Source organism: Rhizobium album (assembly GCF_003122325.1).
Classification (GTDB): domain Bacteria; phylum Pseudomonadota; class Alphaproteobacteria; order Rhizobiales; family Rhizobiaceae; genus Metarhizobium; species Metarhizobium album.
In genome coordinates, this window is sequence record NZ_QFBC01000023.1 from 1 (window position 1) to 17499 (window position 17499).

General features: G+C 57.6%; 14 protein-coding genes. 4 read left to right on the forward strand and 10 right to left on the reverse strand.

Annotated features, from left to right (window positions below):
- Nucleotides 1-499: 499 nt before the first annotated feature.
- The 4 genes from DEM27_RS30060 to DEM27_RS30075 form a co-directional block, all read right to left on the reverse strand.
- Entirely contained in the window at nt 500-1720 is a 1221-nt protein-coding gene (locus DEM27_RS30060; protein ID WP_205908980.1) for an MFS transporter, read from the reverse strand.
- A gap of 30 nt (nt 1721-1750) precedes the next feature.
- Nucleotides 1751-3145, reverse strand: coding sequence for a lyase family protein (locus tag DEM27_RS30065; protein ID WP_245446227.1), 1395 nt, complete (start codon nt 3143-3145; stop codon nt 1751-1753).
- Between the two features lie 88 nt (nt 3146-3233).
- Nucleotides 3234-4637 (reverse strand): M20/M25/M40 family metallo-hydrolase, encoded by a 1404-nt coding sequence (locus DEM27_RS30070; RefSeq protein WP_109461948.1) that lies wholly within the window; start codon nt 4635-4637, stop codon nt 3234-3236.
- Between the two features lie 33 nt (nt 4638-4670).
- A complete protein-coding gene (locus DEM27_RS30075) occupies nt 4671-5885 on the reverse strand; it encodes a trans-sulfuration enzyme family protein (RefSeq protein WP_109461949.1) in 1215 nt (404 codons plus the stop codon).
- A gap of 106 nt (nt 5886-5991) precedes the next feature.
- On the opposite strand from DEM27_RS30075, the gene DEM27_RS30080 reads away from it, so the two are divergent.
- Nucleotides 5992-6867, forward strand: a complete 876-nt coding sequence (locus DEM27_RS30080; protein WP_109461950.1) for a LysR substrate-binding domain-containing protein — start codon at nt 5992-5994, stop codon at nt 6865-6867.
- Nucleotides 6868-6897: 30 nt separating this feature from the next.
- Here DEM27_RS30080 and DEM27_RS30085 read toward each other — a convergent pair whose 3' ends face one another.
- From DEM27_RS30085 to DEM27_RS30095, 3 genes are read right to left on the reverse strand one after another with little or no spacing between them, the layout of a single operon-like run.
- Nucleotides 6898-7641, reverse strand: a complete 744-nt coding sequence (locus tag DEM27_RS30085; protein WP_109461995.1) for an amino acid ABC transporter ATP-binding protein — start codon at nt 7639-7641, stop codon at nt 6898-6900.
- Between the two features lie 36 nt (nt 7642-7677).
- Complete coding sequence (locus DEM27_RS30090) at nt 7678-8589, reverse strand: amino acid ABC transporter permease (protein ID WP_109461951.1); 912 nt, start codon at nt 8587-8589, stop codon at nt 7678-7680.
- A 3-nt stretch (nt 8590-8592) separates the two neighbouring features.
- Complete coding sequence (locus DEM27_RS30095) at nt 8593-9489, reverse strand: ABC transporter substrate-binding protein (protein WP_165823686.1); 897 nt, start codon at nt 9487-9489, stop codon at nt 8593-8595.
- A gap of 304 nt (nt 9490-9793) precedes the next feature.
- Between DEM27_RS30095 and DEM27_RS30100 the strand changes: the two genes are divergently transcribed.
- The 3 genes from DEM27_RS30100 (at nt 9794) to DEM27_RS30110 (ending at nt 13075) form a co-directional block, all read left to right on the forward strand.
- On the forward strand, nt 9794-10774 hold the full coding sequence (locus DEM27_RS30100) for an asparaginase (RefSeq protein ID WP_109461953.1): 981 nt from the start codon (nt 9794-9796) through the stop codon (nt 10772-10774).
- Between the two features lie 418 nt (nt 10775-11192).
- Nucleotides 11193-11990, forward strand: a complete 798-nt coding sequence (locus DEM27_RS30105) for a hypothetical protein (RefSeq protein WP_205908981.1) — start codon at nt 11193-11195, stop codon at nt 11988-11990.
- Nucleotides 11987-13075 (forward strand): hypothetical protein, encoded by a 1089-nt coding sequence (locus DEM27_RS30110; protein ID WP_109461954.1) that lies wholly within the window; start codon nt 11987-11989, stop codon nt 13073-13075. The genes DEM27_RS30105 and DEM27_RS30110 overlap by 4 nt, the downstream gene beginning before the upstream one ends.
- A 35-nt stretch (nt 13076-13110) precedes the next feature.
- On the opposite strand, the gene DEM27_RS30115 is transcribed toward DEM27_RS30110, so the two are convergent.
- The 3 genes from DEM27_RS30115 to DEM27_RS35015 are packed head-to-tail and all read right to left on the reverse strand — an operon-like array spanning nt 13111 to nt 17360.
- A complete protein-coding gene (locus DEM27_RS30115; protein ID WP_109461955.1) occupies nt 13111-14766 on the reverse strand; it encodes a hypothetical protein in 1656 nt (551 codons plus the stop codon).
- Nucleotides 14767-17172: a phospholipase D-like domain-containing protein gene (locus DEM27_RS30120; RefSeq protein WP_128755598.1), complete on the reverse strand. Its 2406-nt coding sequence runs from the start codon at nt 17170-17172 to the stop codon at nt 14767-14769.
- Nucleotides 17173-17225: 53 nt separating this feature from the next.
- Nucleotides 17226-17360, reverse strand: a complete 135-nt coding sequence (locus DEM27_RS35015) for a hypothetical protein (protein WP_280954543.1) — start codon at nt 17358-17360, stop codon at nt 17226-17228.
- Nucleotides 17361-17499: the final 139 nt, after the last annotated feature.

Consider the following 17499-nt stretch of genomic DNA (forward strand, 5'->3'; position numbering starts at 1 on the left):
CCGCGCTCCGCACGTTGAGGCATCCGACCCGAACATCATCATGAGGCCATGACCTCGAAAAGGACCATGACCCCGGCACGGGCAAAACAGGCTTGACTAAGTCCCGCAATTAAAGGGCCGATTGACACTTTGAGCGCCAAGCTTCTGGCAGGGCGCGGGGTAAAATCATTTTGAACTTCTAACATCTACTTAGGGCAACGAGCCGGGCGAGATGCCACCCGGCTCGTGTCATCGAGGGAGATGGCAGGGAGAGCCAAGTATGTCACGGTCGTCTGCACCGGATCGCTGGAACTCGGACCTGCAGGCCCTCTCAAGGGCAAGAAGGCAACCACCCTTTGGAACGTCCGCGATATCCTGCCGACATTCGGGACCGTTCCCGTTCATGATCGTGTCGTTGATGGACGATGCGAGAACTGCCGCCAAAAATGGCGGCTCGGAAACTCTCTCTGTAGCGGCCCGCGTTCATGAAGAGAGCGGCACCTTCGATCGGGAGGCGCCGTTACTTTGTGACTGAAAAATGCCGTGATGTCGGAATTAGCATCGCTACACCAGGGACGGTGAGACAAATAATGCCGCTGGAAACGAGGACGGCGTCCCGTCCGAATGTATCTGCAAGCGGGGTCATGAGTGCCAGGCCCGCAGGCGCCAGACCGTAGGAAAAGAGAAAATCCAGAGACGAGACCCGGGCTAGCCGATCTGGCGGAATTTCCGTCTGAACCGAAGTGAACCATGGCACGTTGAAAATCTCGATACCGACTCCGGCCAAAAAGAATGCTAAAATCGGAAAAATCGTCCAGTCCGCGGCAAGAAGACTCAGCGGAACGAGTCCGTATAGCGAAAGCCCGGCGAGTGCCGTCCACCCCCTGTTGACAGGTTGCCATCGCGTGGCCAGCACAGCACCAAAGAGAGCGCCGATCATGAATGCTGTTGCCGTTTCGGTCATCAGCATCGCGCCGCCAGAGACCTGCTGACTGATCGCTGGAACGAGAACGGCAGTCACTGAATAGCCTGTCGCGATGACGATCGTGAGTGTCGCGAGCCCCGCTACGAACCACGGATGCCTTTTGGCTTCTTCAACAGCGACGAGAAACTCGGAGAGAATGTTACGTCTCAAAGCGCTGACTCTGGATGAAACCCTACCGCGTGGCGGAACCACAGCGCTGACGAGCCAGAGAACAGCGATTGTGATGAAGGCAGCACCTGTCCCGAACGCCAGGGTGATAAAGCTGACTGCCGCCGGGCCGACCAAACTCGTTACCCGGACAGATATGCTCATAGCCGCATTTGCCGCTTGCAGATGGTCGACTGTTACGATTTCGGGAATCATCGCTTGATAGGCAGGCCGACAGGCACCTTGGCCCAAACCAACGACGACTGCCCCCACCAAAAGCAAGATCGAAGCTGCTGACCCGAAACCGGAAAGACCCGAAACGATAATGGGAATACTAACAGCACCGACGAAACCCGACACCAAAACGATACGCCGCGGACCATGTCTGTCGGTCCAAATGCCAGCAAGAGGAACGGCAATTAAAAAACCGACTGTGCGGGCGGCGAGCGAGAGGCCCAATTCCGTCGAGCTCATGGTGCCTTCCATCGCAACGAGGCCAAGCACGAACGGCAACGCCCACGTGGCCAGTCCAGAGGCTGTATTCCCAATCCATAACCGCAGACATGGCAAGGATAAGGTTTTCATAGGCCGCGCATCCATCTCAGACATTGCGCTTTCCGTGGTGAATGAGGCTTCGCATCATGGTGCCGGTCGCGATCCACGGAGCGCATCGAGAATGCTCTCGCTCTTTTCGAGCTCAGCGTAGATGGACACGTCGCCGAATAGACGGCCTGCGTCTCGCGCATTCATCAGCCCGCATTCGACGGCCGCTTCTGAGATAGGCATGCCGTGGGTTTCAGCGTGTTTTGCAACGGCGGATGCTGCAGAATATCCGAATATTTCAGCGAGCGCCGTCGAGAGCGCAAGGGATGAGGACGCGTCTGCCGCGCCACGCGCGGGGTTGATCTCGATGCCAGCCACGCAACCGGAGACGAAAAGCGGTATGCTTCGTCGCATCAGTCGAACGGACTCGCTCAAGCTCTCGAGAATGATGGATTCCCAGACGTTGAGATCGAGTTCACCCTCTGCTGCGCGGGTTATGGTGGCATCATTGCCGATCACCCGGAAGGCGACCTGCATGATCATCTCAGGCATCACCGGGTTGACCTTGCCGGGCATGATGGACGAACCGGGCTGCACCGATGGCAAGGTGATTTCGCCAAAACCAGCGCGAGGGCCCGACGACATGAGCCGTAAATCGGCTGCAAACTTGGACAGGGTCACCGCAATCGCCTTCAATCCTGAAGAAACGTGTATCCAGAAGTCCGCATTCTGAAGGGCATCGAACAGGTTGGCTTCCAGGTGATAGCGTTTACCGGAGAGTGCCCGTAGCTCTTCGAACACGAACTCCCGATATTGCTTGGAGGTCCCAAACCCCGTGCCAACGGCCGTCGCGCTGAGCGGTAACCCCAAACATGCATTTTCGAGAACCAGCAGCTCTTCTGCCTGGCGTTGGAATGCCGCACGATAGCCGGAAAACTGCTGCGAAAATGTTGTCGGCAGCGCGTCTTGTAGACAGGTGCGGGCAAGTTTGACTGCACCTGCAAATTCCAGTTGTTTTTGCGATATAGCGTTTACGAGTTCGTCCAGCATATGCCGTAGCGCATGCAGCTCTCCGCCAATCGCCATTTTCATGGCCGACGGTATGACGTCGTTCGTCGATTGGCTCATGTTGACATGCGTATTGGGATGCACAGGGTCCGGGCCTAACTTGCCGGTCAGGACTTCACTGGCCCGATTTGCAACAACCTCATTCACATTCATGTTGGCCGCAGTGCCGCCGCCGCCATGGTAGATATCGACGGGAAAATCTTGGCCGCGCATGTCGGCCAGACAACTCATCACGGCAGCTTCTATGGCGTCGGCCAGCCGCGGCTCCAACTTACCCGCACGTTGATTGGCGCGTGCTGCCGCCTGCTTGATCACAAGGATTGCCGGCACAAATCCCTCGATGTCGGCAATGGTGCGGCCCGAAATCGAGAAGTTATCGACGGCACGCGCGGTCTGAATTCCGTAGACGATATTATCCGGCATCAGCCGAGTGCCGAGTGCATCTTTCTCAAGGCGAGACGGCAGGGATGGCGTTCCTGTTGGTTCTGGCTGGGCTGATGTCATCTGTGTCTTACGCCTTGCCATCGCTCTGCAACTGTATCTCCTCGAAAATCCGAATCCAGCTTCGGGCACCCTGGCGAAGACGTTCGCTATCGTAGCGCTCGTCAGGTGCATGGATGGCATCACTCGGCAGGATAAAACCGATCACCACACATTCCGTCTCAAGGGCCTCGCTCAATTGTTCCACCAGTGGAATGGCCCCTCCCGTTCCTCGCAGAATAGCAGGCGTCTTCCATTCTTTCTCCAACCCACGCGCTGCTGCCTTCAGATAGGGACTTTCCCGCGACAACACGACAGCGGAACTACCACCGTGACCTTCAAACTCTACAAGGCACCCTTCCGGTAGTCTGCTTTCGATATGGTTGCGAAAGCGCTGGCGGATCGTTTCCGGCGACTGTCCTGCGACAAGCCTGAATGACAGGCGCGCAGTTGCGGATCCGGGCAAGACGGAACGCTCACCAGGCCCCTGATTGCCTCCGGTGATACCGTTGATATCCACTGTTGGACGGCCCCACATGGCTTCGAGAGATGAGTAACCTCTCTCCATGAGACCACCCGTGAGATCCACATCTCCCAACAGGCCCGCCTCCTGCGACAGCGCACGCCATTGCAGCCGAACCGCGTCCGGAATATCTTTTACTCCGTCATAGAAGCCGTCAATGGCAACGCGCCCATGATCGTCGTGCAGTCCAGCCAGAATGGCTGCCATTATCCTGATGGGATTGGCTGCAACTGCACCGTAATGCCCCGAGTGAAGATCAGGGTTTGGAGCCGATATCGTCACACGCTCATGCACCAGTCCTTTGAGCTGCGTTGTGATGGCTGGCTGTGTTGCCGACCACATCTCCGCATCACAAATGAAGGCGACGTCGCAGGCCAGTTCGTCTCGGTGCGTATGAATGAATTCGGGCAGGCTTTGCGACCCGCATTCCTCCTCACCCTCGAGCATTACAATAACGTCTGCGGGAAATTCACCGAAGGTGTGTTTCCATGCCCGTAAAGCCTCGATGAAGGTCCAGAGCTGGCTCTTGCTGTCGGATGTGCCGCGCCCATAAAAACAATGAAGACCGTCCTCTTCGATGATGCGCGGCTCGAAAGGAGGATGTTTCCATTGGTTTAGATCACCAATCGGCTGCACGTCGTAATGTCCGTAGAACAGCAGCCGTGGACGCTTCTCGTTGCGATTACCGATGGACTGCGCCAAAACAACAGGATGGCCTTTCGTCTGCACGACATCCGCCGTCAAACCAATGGAGGACAGTTCCCGCTTAAGCCATTCGGCGGCACGAGCTATACCCTCATCACCCGACGGATCTCCGGAGATTGAAGGTATTGAGACAAGTTCAAGCAGCTTGCGTAGCGTGTTGTCAAAATTGCCGTCGATATCGCGCAACACATCGTCTGTATTTGGCACGCTTTGTCCTTCCCATATCTGTGAAAATTCGCTTCAGCCTTTGTGGACTGCTCCAAGGGATGCATCCTGTGCTGATGTCTGGCTGCGAGTATCGAGGTCCGCGAGCAGCCGCTCGACGTCGGCCCACAGCTCTTCCTCATCCTCAAGGCCTATACTGAGCCGGAGAATGACACCTGGGCCGGACCAGGCTGTCGCGCTGCGAAAGCCCTCAATAGACATGGGAGCGGCAAGGCTACGCGTTCCACCCCAGGACGCGCCGATGGCGAAAACCTTCAATGTATCGAGCGCCCCAGAAATGTGAGAAGAGGCTTCTTGCGTGAAAACGATGCTGAACACGCCACTGGAACCGAGAAAGTCTCGTTTCCAGAGCGCGTGTCCCGGAAATGTTTCAAGGGCAGGATGAAGAACTTGCTGCACCAAGGGATGACGTTCGATCTTACGCGCGAAATCAAGACCTACTCGTTCCGAGTGCCGCAGTCGCACACCAAGAGTTTCGAAACCGCGCAACACCAAAGAGGCATCATCGGGCGAAACGCCGATCCCCATTCTTCCAATCAGTGAGCGGATGGGCTTCAGCAGCGCTTCATCCTTGATGGTGATTGATCCCATCAAGACGTCGGAGTGACCCGACACGAATTTCGTCAGCGCCTCCGTCACAATGTCAGCGCCATGCTCGAGTGGCTTGAAATTGAGCGGGGTCGCCCAGGTGTTATCAACGCCAACCAGAGCGCCATATCCATGGGCAATCGACGCAATCTTGGGAAGGTCGAGGATTTCCATCGTGGTCGAACCCGGACTTTCGCACCAGACGATCTTCGTCGATGTCCGCATTTTAGCTGCCACGTCTTCAGGCGATTGCGGATCGAAAAACTCGATGTCGACACCAAGGCGTCGCAGATCCGTTTCGGCCAGATCCCGCATGGGCGGATAGGCTGTGTCAGCGATCAGAATGTGATCTCCCGCCGCGAGAAAAGGCATAACTGCCAGAGCATTTGCGGATTGTCCCGAAGGCGTGAGAAAACTCCAGAAGCCGTTTTCCAGGCTTGTCAATTTGGCTTCAAGTGTGCGCGTTGTTGGTGTGCCGTACAGCCCGTAGGAATATCCTTCATGCCCACGCTCTCCGCGTGAAGCGTAGGCAGTTGCGTCCTTGAATACGATCGTGGAAGCACGGTGCACCCCCACGCCGAGTGGATCAAACCCCTTCGTCGGCACCTCGGGCGTAAGAACACATTGTGTAAGATCATTCATGAGTAAGACTTTCTGAAGACTCCAAAACGCAAGAAAACCAATTACAAATATTGGACTTTGCGCTATTTCTATTCTCTGGAGTTATGGCCGTGAAACGGGGTTTGGGATGAATCTGAGGCAGGTCGAGATATTCCGGGTGGTCATGACAAACGGCACGACTGCTCGCGCCGCAGAAGTTCTCCATGTCTCCCAACCTGCGGTCAGCAAGATGATCCAGGAACTGGAGCGATCCCTTGGCTTCGATCTCTTCCAACGGATCAAGGGACGCCTGCATCCAACTCAGGAAGGCCAGCTTTTCTTCCGCGAGGTCGAGCAAGCGTTTCTGGGGTTGACCCATCTGCGTGGTGCGGCGGCGCGCATACGTGATTATGGCTCTGGCGAGATCAGGATCGCTTGTTTGTCCGCGCTTTCGACCAACGTCTTGCCGCGAGCACTGCAGGCATTCATGAAAAGCAACCCGAACGTCGCCGTCACATTTCAGGCACGCATGTCTTCGAACGTGCGCGATCTTGTTGCGTCCGGCCAGTTCGACGTTGGTATCGTTGCAGACGAAATTGATCGCACTGGCGTCGAAATCGAGGATTTTGCCGAATTTCGCGTGGCTGTCGCCTTGCCGAATGGTCACCCTCTTGAAGCTCTGAAAGTCATTCGTCCGGCCGATCTGGTGGGGCAACCCTTTATTGCTCTCGCTCCCGAAGATACAACCAGACGTGAGGCAGAGATCGCCTTTCACCGTGCTGGGGTGACTATTCGCCCAGTGATGGAGACGCCCTATTCTACGACGATCTGCGCCATGGTGGCTGCGGGCGTCGGGATTGGACTGGTGAACCCCCTGACGGCTGAACCATACGAAGGGCAAGGATTGACCTTGAGGCCTTTCGAACCTGCGCTGCATTTTCGCACGCTTCTGATCACCCCGCCAAATCGCCTTCCATCCAGAATTCTCGAAGACTTCATTCGAGATCTGCGCGGTGCGATCTGATGCTTTCTCGATGGTCTTAGCCATGATGGATCACAAGACCTTGGAGAGAAACGCCGCCGTGCGCGGGTTCTGCGGGTTTGCCAGCATTTCGCGTGGGTACCCCTCCTCGACAATCTGCCCTTGATCCATAAAGACGAGATGATTTCCCACCTCTCTGGCAAAGCCGATCTCGTGTGTCACGACGACCATCGTGATCCCGCTTTTTGCGAGGTCTTTGATGACATCCAGAACCTCACCGACGAGTTCGGGATCAAGCGCGGATGTGGGCTCGTCGAACAGCATCACCTCCGGCTCCATGGCAAGCGCCCGCGCGATCGCGACACGCTGCTGCTGGCCACCAGAGAGTTGCGCCGGATAACGGCTTCCAAATCCGTCAAGACCGACACGCTTAAGAAGATCATGCGCTTTTTTACGAGACCGCTCCTTTGACCATCCTTTGACGTGCGACGGCCCTTCCATGACGTTCTCCAGCGCCGTCATGTGCGGGAACAACTGGAAACGCTGGAAAACCATGCCGGTCAGCCGCCGCTGCGCAGCAATCCGTCGCGCTGATAAGGTGTGGAACCGGCCATCTCGTTCTGTAAAACCCTGAAGTTCGCCTTTCAGGAAAACCCGACCGGCCGAGATGCTCTCAAGCTGATTGATGCAGCGTAGCATCGTGGACTTACCCGACCCGGATGGACCGATGGCGACGCACACTTCACCTTTTTTCACTTTCAGACCCACGCCTTTAAGCGCATGCACAGGACCGTAAAATTTGTGGATGTTTTGCATTTCCACGCAGAACTCAGAAATATTGGCGCTCACGACTTACTCCACCCGTGCTGGATGAACGGAAACGCCCTTACCGAAATGGCGCTCAAGGAAATACTGGCCCACCATGAGAACGCTGGTAATGGCGAGATACCAGGTGCCAGCAACCAGCAAGAGCGGGACCGGCAGATAGAGCCTGTTCGATATGGCATTGGTTGCGAACGTAAGATCCAAGGTGAACGGTATCGCCAAAACCAGAGATGTCATTTTCAGCATTCCGATGGTCTCGTTGCCAGTCGGTGGAATAATTACCCGCATCGCTTGCGGCATGAGAATGCGCCACCAGATTTTCGCCGGCCGCATTCCAAGTGCCTGCGCCGCCTCGGCCTGCCCACGATCGATCGAGTTGAACCCGGCCCGGAAAATTTCCGTCAAATAGGCCGATTCGTTGAAACCGAGACCGAGAATTGCGGCCATGGCAGGCGTAACGATGTATTTCGTTTCCACGCTGATGATCTCCGGTCCGAACGGGATCGCCAGACTGAGATTTGGGAACAACACCGCAAACAGACCCCAGAACAGCAGCTGGGTGTAGATCGGTGTTCCCCGAAAAAACCAGACCCAGGAATACGCAAGGCCACGGAGCACGGGATTGTCACTGTCGCGCATGATCACCAGCAGACCCGCGACCGAAATGGCGACCGCCATCGCGACAACCGTCAGCAGAAGCGTCCATCCGACGCCGCGTATGACCTGCGGCGAAAACAGATAGGTAAGGTAGACATCCCAATGGAAGTTGGGATTGACCGAAACGGCCTGGCCAACCTGAAATACTATGATGGCCAGAATAACGACCGCCAGCCAGCGACCGGGATGTCTTTGAGGAACCACGACGTTGCGCGTGATTTCAGGTTTTTCATGGGCGACCGGCCTGACGCCGGCCCCCAGATCTTCACGAGCAAGGGTCATGGTTCAGATCTTGACTTCTGGATTGACCAACGCCTTTTCGACGATCACCGACCCAACGCCCCAGGTGTCCAACAAGGCCTTGTAGGTACCATCAGCGATCAGGGAATTGATGGTGTCGGCAATTAACTCCGTGAGGGCCATGTCGGATTTGGCGACCGCGATGCCGTTTGGACCATGCTTGCTCAAGGCGCCAGCGGTGGGCTTCAACAACTCGAAAGCGCCCTTTGATTGTTTGGCAGCGTAGCCGATACCCGCCTCGCCTGACACTGTCGCATCAGCACCACCGGCTGCCACACGCGTGAGAGCTTCAGGCTGCTTCGAAAACGGAAGGATCTCGATTTCGGCCTTTCCGGCCGACTTGCAAAGGTCATTTTCCGAAATGACTGCCTTTTCGTGATAGCTTCCGGACTGGATCGCAATCTTGCGGCCACACAAATCGTTCTGATCGAATTTCGTGGGATTGCCCACCTTTACAGCCCACATGCTACCGGTGTCAGCATAGCTTACAAAATTGACGGCCTTCATACGTTCATTGGTGACAGAGAAAGCTGACACGCCGATATCGAACTTGGTGCCGAGTGCTGGCAAGATGGCTTCGAATGCGGAGGTCTGAAAATCGATTTTCACGCCGAGCTTTTTACCGATCGCATTGGCGATATCGACGTCGATGCCTTCTGGCGTCTGACCATCCTTTTCGCTCAGGAACTCCCATGGCGCGTAGGCTGTGTCGGACCCGATTGTAAGCACACCGGACGACTTGATTTTTTCCGGGAGCCGGGCGGCAAGCGCGCCGTCCGTTTTAATGGAAGATGTATCGAAACTTTGAGCAAGGCTTGGATTGGACGAAACAGTTATAGCAAGTGCTACGATCATTTGCAGGCAGGTACGCGATCTGAACATTGATGTTCCCCTTATTGTTTTCCGATGGTTTTGGAGGATGCCTGGGAGGACTGACATCATGAACCAACGCCGCCAATATGGAAGCGCTTGGCAGCTCCGTCCAACAATAAGATTGAGCCACTCTATTCCTGCAGGTTATCGATTTGAGGTTTCGTCTTGGAACGGCGCTGCGTAGCGGAATAGAGCCAGCAACGTATGCAATTCGTCCATTTTTCGATATTTTCTCTAACGGTCGTCTGGTGTAATTCCCGAGGCAGGACCGAAGTTCGCACGCTCAAATAGGCCTCTCCAGATCGGAACAAGAATGCTACCCAAAATTGCCTTCATCGGAACCGGCGGAACCATCGCCTCACTTGGCACGGATCAGCTCGACCTCTTGGACTACAACGCGAGCAACGTGCGTGTTGACGCTCAGACGCTCATTGATCGGATGGGCCTTCAAGGAAAGATAGCCGAAATAATTCCAGTCAATTTCCGGCAGATCGATAGCACTGCTTTGACTTACGATGATTGGGCGGACCTGGCAGAAACCTGCGAGTCGCTTTGCAATGAGCCGGACTTGGCAGGCATCGTGATCGGACATGGCACGGCCAGCCTAGAAGAATCAGCCTGGGTTTTGTCGCTCGTATTGGCACCGTCAATACCCGTTATCCTGACGGGCTCGATGAGGCCACTGACTGGTATATCGACCGATGCAAACGCCAATCTCGCAGCAGCAGTCCGAGTTGCGTCGACTGGCGATATTGGTCCGGGAGTGTTTGTCGTTGTGAACGACGAGATCCACTCGCCTCGAACGGTAACAAAGACGCATACACTACGTCTCGGTGCCTTCCAGTCGCCTTGGATGGGCCCGCTTGGCTTCGTGGATGGACCAGACGTGAGGGTCGTGCGGCGCGAAGAACCCAAGTATCCGGTATTTCCACACGCACTTCTTCGTACACTTCCGCGCGTCGATATCACCTATAGCTACGTTGGGGCCGACGGAAGTGCAGCTCAGGCATTCGCGGCAGTGGGCGCACGAGGAATTATCTCCGCGGGCTTCGGACCAGGAATGACGACACCAGCAGAGACGCGAGCGCTCGCCACTCTTGTCGAAGCAGGCATTGTGGTTGTTCAATCTTCCAGAACCGTGTCAGGGCTGGTGGTAGACAGCGCACATCATAGAGAGCTTGGAATTGTTGCAGGTGGTGACATAAGCCCTCAGAAAGCGCGGATCCTGCTAGCGCTTTGCCTTGCGCGGGGCGACAGCCGCGAGGAAATCGAGCGAACTTTCAATGCGCTTTGATAGGCTTAAGGATTGAGATGTCCCCTGCCCACGTCTCCTGTGTGGTCTGTTAAACAGGTCGTGCGTTGGACCAAATGTGTTGGTCTGTCCGCCTTGAAGGGATACGAACCCGCGACCCAAGCCGTGAAAAATGGGTAAGCTATTGAAATATTGGAGTCAGCGATTGCCGCGATCCTGAACTTCTTTTGTTGCAGTTCCTGCCTTACTATGTCGCGCCAGGTCTCTCGTCGCAGTCGGTGTCCGACCATATTGATCTCTTGGCCGGACCTGCAACGCCGAGCGAGACGCGGAAGTCAGTTGGTACGATTTCGTGCGCTAGATCAAGTGCGAGGATACGGTTCTGGGATCGGCCGGACCCATTGCCGATGGCCGTGACCGATCCGCTCTGCCGATTGACGTGGGAAGCGGAGGGCAATGCTTGAGCGACGACCATATCGTAGAGGACTATGATCATTATCACGAAGAACCACGCTTCCGACCGGTTTCGGAGATCGGGCCAGACGACCTCGTTGAGGCATTGAAGAGCCTCGCAGGCTTCTCCGAGAACACGATTCTAGTTCTGCAGGCCCACCAACTCGGGCTGGTCGACAATGTGCTGAACGCGCTGGAAGACGAGGTGATGCGCCACCAAGCCGATGACCATCCGCCGCGTGAGCAGATGGCGTTGCTTGGCGCCCTGACGCCGATGTGGATCTATGCTGCCTATGAGCTACAGCGGACCTGGCGCCAGCGATGCAGCGAGGAGATAAAGCTTGCCGAGAGCGGCGGCCTTGAAATGAAGGCGGCGCACCTCGCGCGCAATGTCGGTTATCGTCACTATGACAGGGAGCTTAGGGCAGAGCAGCTTCGCGATGCTCGCCAGCAGCCGGAACTGGTCGAACGGATGCGCCTGGACCTACGGCGCACGGAAATCGGCTTCACCTTGCTGGAATTCGTCCGCGTCGCCCTCGCCAAGCACGAAGTAAGCAAGCCGGGGAGCAAGAAGCCGCCGATCGCCTTTGCGCCAGGATTTGCGCGTATGAACCGTGATTGCGGCTCAATGGAATACGAGATGAGCAATGGCCGCACGATCACCGGCTCGATGTCCCGCCGCGACATTGCCGAAACAATTAGGATGATCCCGCAGGCAGAGAACCCGGACAATGACGCGCTTGTCGGTTTCCGCCTGTCCATGAACCCGCCCGACATCGATCCCTTCGCGGCAGGTGGATTATGAGCGACGAACAGCGCGGGCCGCCGAAGCGGCAGAAGGCATTCGACCTTCTGGCGTCGGTGGCCATCTTTGCCCGGAAGAACGGTATCCCGCTCAACGACCCCACACTCGTCGATCGTTTCATGGCAGATGCTGGGCCGCGACTGCGCGAGGCAATCGCCGATCCTGTCTTGGTTCACGGATCGCGGATCGAGCGAATGTTCGAGGCGACGGTGCTGAGCCTCGGCCGCTTCACGCTGTTCAAGAGCGAGGATGTGGGCCGTGTCCATGCGGCCGAGACGCTGCGTGCTCCGGATTTCCGCATCGTGCTCGATGACGGACCCCAGTGGTTGATCGAGGTAAAAAACCACCGCAGCGAGGCCCCCTCTAAACAGGAATACGAGATGTCGGCGAAGTATCTGGCTTCGCTCCAGTCCTATGCAGACGCGGTTGGCACGCCTCTGAAACTCGCAATCTACTGGTCGCTCTGGCGACTCTGGACCGTCGTGTCGCCTGAGCACTTCCGAACCGAGAATGGTGGTCTTCGAGTTACGATGCAGGAGGCGATGCTCGCAAACGAATTTGGGCGCCTTGGCGAGAAATTGATCATGACGAAGCCGCCGCTTCGCCTCGTGCTGAGTGCGGCGACCCACCTTCCACGTTCAATCGACGACGAGGGTCTCGCCAGTTTTGTGGTCGGTTCGGCGCAGTTCTTCAGCCGTGATGCCGAGCTGACTAACGCGAAAGACCGCAAGCTCGCCCAGGTGCTGCTGTTTTACGGCGAGTGGGAGGTTGAGGGGCCGATCCCGTTCATGGACGGGAACGAGTTCGGCGGTGTCGAATTCATCGCGAGCCCGCGTGAGCCGACCTGTCCCGACCAAGGTTGGGAAGGCATCGGCACGGCGAGCCGGATCTTTAGCAGCTTCTTCGCAGACCAAACGGTCGAGGGTGACCAAGTCATTCAGCTCGATGGGGTTGCGGCGCCAGACTGGTTCGCGCCGCTTGCGAGCTGGGACTTCAAGAACAGCAAGCTGCCGCTGCTTCTCGGCGTGGTTCAGCCCTCACCCGCGGGGAGGAGCGACGAAGGCCAGCGGGGCGAGGGCGGTTAGGCAAATTGGTTGCCTTCTGCGCAAGCTGCTTCCACTCAGGATCTGCCTACTAGGAATCGTGGCTCCACATCTGCGTCATCACGGACGATCATGCCCGCTTGAGCGGCGAGCGAAAGGGCAGAGAGCAGTCGATCGGGCGTAGGCCCGAATGGACCGCTCAACCTCTTGTGGACCCTGAGCCACCCGCCGTCGCCGAGCGCAAGCCGCAGGCGTTGCGTGCCATCACCGTTTCTCGCCACCGACCATCTGACATGCTGGCCAATCACCCAGGTCTCGATCAATTCGCGCCAGAGGGTTTCGATTGTCGCTTCGGCCAGGGACAGGAGCCGCCGATACTGCAGCGATATCGGGAAGCGATCCGATCGCCCTCCCAATTCGCCGAGCCTGCCATCGTCGGCGCCTTCTCGCTTCAGCGCCGCATACATGGCCTGTACGTAGCCAAGAGCAGTCAGGGCCAGGCCTGGAATGGTCTCGTAGCTGCCCGGGGCGCCACGCTGCGCGATCGTCAGCTTGTCACTCAATGCGACCAGATCCGTGTCCCCCTTGGCGGCTGCGGCGGGCCAGCCGTGGGTCTCGCAACGCTGCGACAGCGCGATGAGCAGGTTGCCGACGGTCGGGCCGGCCAAGTCCTTATCAAAAACCTCGGCTTGGCGGAGTGCCATGGCAACAAGGGCATCCGTCGATGCCGATCCGCCGTTTGCCTTGATCATTACCTCAATCCACACAAGCATGCTTTCCAGCGCAAGTCGCTGCAACTGGCGTACCTGCAGGGAGGACATCAGCAGCCACGTCGCCTGAAGTCCGGTATCGTTCGAACCGGCGCGGACAAGCGCGCGTCCGCCGGGTAGCACACCTGATGCCAGGACGGTACGCAGCTCTGGCACCGTCAAACCCTCCGGTGTAGCTTCAATGGCCTCAAGCACGAGCGCTAGCGTGTCGTTTCGCCTGGTGAAATCTGTCCTGCCTGTTTCTCGGCCCGGTTCGAACAGGCTGCGGAAGACCGCGCGTTCCTGGCTCGACGGCTCCGACGGCGGTAGTTCGTCGTTGAGCGGCAGCACCTCCTCTGGGAGGAAGGAGTCAACACTGGGATCCACCATGTAGCGCACTGCAGACCCGGACACGATTGCATCAATCACGCGGACAGCAGGCATGACCTGTTCGGTCGGTCGGAAAACGCCGGTTACCGACGTCTGCTCGAGGAATCCGAGCGCCTTGATCGAGGGACCGTATTGAATCGCGTCCATGATAGACGTGGAGGCTTGGCGCTTCTTCTTCACGCTTTCCCAATTCGCGCCCTTGAACGTGAATGCCCCCCCGCCCTCCATCGGCATGCAACTCCTCAATACCGCCATCCCAGGCAGGTCGCGTCCGCCAGCCAGCATATGCGACCAAGCGTAAATTACCTCGAGGCGCATAACGAAGTCCTTTGCCGCCGAGGAATCGACATCTTTCTTGCCGCCGTTCGACATTAAATCGTTGGTCTTCCACCAAGCCCAGGCCATGAACGCGTATGGACGGATGAAGACCGTCGTGTTGTTGATCCCCGGGATCGCCCGATCCATCAAGTCGAGATTAATCTGACGCAGACCCAGCGGATCCACGCCCCCGTCCTTCAGGGCAAGCTTGGTAACCAGCCGCGCTCCCGGCGCCGTCGCGAAATCGAGGTCAACATCCTGGAGCAGCTGGTTCACTCAGGTTTCCTCCGGCTTGATGTCAACGATGATCGCGATGCACCTCAGCCCTTGGCAGCTGGCAATCCCACCCTTGCGTAAGCGGCCCGCTTCAACCGCTGCAAGCTTCATGTGGCAGGATGGGCAATGCGTCCAGTCGCTGCGAACAACTACCGTGTCTCGGCGCCGGAGGCCCTTGCAGATCCTGCCGAAGGCAGCGACCTCCTCAGGACTAGCGGCAGACGAAAGATCGGGCATCGAACTCTTCCCGTCGAGCGCAGCAAGCAAGGCTCTATTGCGCTGCCAAGATGTCTTCGCGGAAAGAATCCCGGTGATGGCCCGCTTCCACTCAATGGCGCCGACCTCAGGGGCAAGCTGACTTTCACGATGGCCGGTCGGTGGCTTTTCGAGAAGTTGACGGTGATCCTCGGTCAATCCGCCACGAAACCAGATCTCCAACGCCTTGTGTATCTCGGCGCTCTTGTTCACATCGTGAACACTAGGACCCACCGTTGCAACGGCATAACAGCGGTCGAGCGTATCCAAGCCGCTGCGTGCTGGTCCAGCGCGTCTCGCCAGATTTCGCCAGGCGGGCAACTGGCTCTTCAGGAACTGTTCAGGTTCCTCGACATTGTCAGCGCCATAGAGAATGAAATCGAGGACAGAGAGGATGTCCTCCCGTTTGGTTGGTCCATCAAGTGTCTCGTCGATCTTGCGCATGAAGGAGCCGATCGCCCCGGCTAATAGGTCCGCATTTGACCAGACACTTCCCTCGCGTCCGTCATCGGCGCCCTCCCCCGCATCGTTTTCGTGCCCGTGCCCCTGCCCCCGCCGGGGGGCATCCGTGATCCTTTGACGGAACCGCGCGATGAGCTTCTGGAACGCCGACTGGCCCAGGCCTGACGTAGCGCGGTTGTTTTCAGGCCTAAGGGCATCGCCAAGCCCGAACTCTCCAGCCGGGACCAACTGTGTGGTCTCTTCCTTGTCAGCCTTGGGAGAACCGCTCCCGGACGCCATCGGTTCGTGGCCGCCCAAGAAGGCTCCTGGATGCTTGGTGAAGAAGCCTGCAATGATATCGTTGTCACGCGGGTTTTCGGCGCCGCCAGCGGCACGCGCCATGGCTTCCGCGATAGCGCCGCGCTCGCGAACCGCAGCAATTATGTCGGTCATTACCAGCCAACCGCGCACGGTCTCTTCGCCTCGGACCAGTACCAACTGTACTGAAGAGACGGCCGCTTCCACCCTCGCTCGCTCGATCATAAATCTTCCATCAGCCGCCAGCTCTACCGCGCCGACGGCCTCGAATCGGCCAGGCGCATAAAGGGAGGCGTTCCAGGTTCCTTCCGGAGCGGTGACGTCGAGGACGCGGCCATTAATCCCACCGCCATCCAGACGCGCGATCAGGCATGGAGACCCGGTATGGTGCGGCTCCTGGCCACCTTCCCCGACAAGGCCCTTCGGATATCCCGCAGGGCTCCAGCCGAGCCATGACGCACCGTTCGATACCCGTGCGACAACCACCTCGACACTGCCAAGCCCCAGGCCGTTGATCGTCGCGTTGGCGCTGCCGGCAATCGTAAGCCGCCCCCTGGCACATTCGATTTCGAAGGCCTTGGCGTGCAACAGCTTCTCGCCCGAGAACGACTCGCTGGTAACGGGCTGCGCCACCATTCCCAAGGTTTTGGCTGTATCGAAATCAAACCAGAACGGCACTTTCGGCGGAACGAACACGTTGACCGTCTTGCAACCGAGGTTGTGCGCGAGATCGACAACTGCTTTCGGGCCACCGAAATACGGCGACAGGACAGTGAGCGTTCTTGCGCCACCGAGTTCCTTTGCCATTTCGACGAATTGGGGTGCGAGCGCCCGGTTGACCGAATGAAGCACACGGGTCGGCCCACCGCTCTTGTGATCGCCGGCGGCGAGGCAGATATCGGCAAATTCATGGAGCGGCGGCAACGCGGAAGGGTCGGATCGAAGTCGGCCTTGCCCAAAGGCGTCACCAAGGGAAAGAAGAAAGTCTGCCAGATCCGTGAACGCTTCCGGGTCGGTTTTGGGGTTCAGGTATTCGGCGACTTCCGTGTTGAACCCCCAGCCGCCCATGGTGAGGTTACCCGATCCTACGAGAGCCCGCAGTTCGCCCTTGTGCGATGCAAGCATTGTGATCTTTGGATGAAATACTCCGCTACCGAGGACGGAGATTGGAATGACGTCGTAACCAACCCCAGCGCTCGACGCGCCAGTTTCCGACAACGAGGCACGATAGCCCTCGATATCAGCCAGGATCGTAACGTCGCGCCGATTTTCGCCGAGCGCCTGAAGAGGCACGGCTTCCAGGAACGACAGGCTCATCGAATAGGTTGTCATCAGTACGGAACGCCAACGGTCGCTCCGCAATATGTCGAGGGGAGAAATTTCGAGTGTCATGGCTCAACGCGTTAATGGAGCTCGACTATGCGCTAGGCAGACTTGAGGTTCCCTTAACGGCTCGCGAGTACCTCAGGCGATTGCACACGTTTCGCGAGATTGCCGAAGGGCAGCTTTAATTCGCCCGCGCGTTCGATTGCCAATGCGAGATGCACCGGCACCCAGAAGTCACGAAGCCAAACGGTCATTCTGTCATTCCAGTTACCGACACGTTCTTGGCACTGAAATGCGAAAGGCCTTAGGGCCTTCGATTGGTCCAAGTAAACGCTGACGGCGTTAGAAAGGTGTCTCACTGGCTGGTCAGCCACGGTCTTCACTTGACCGAAG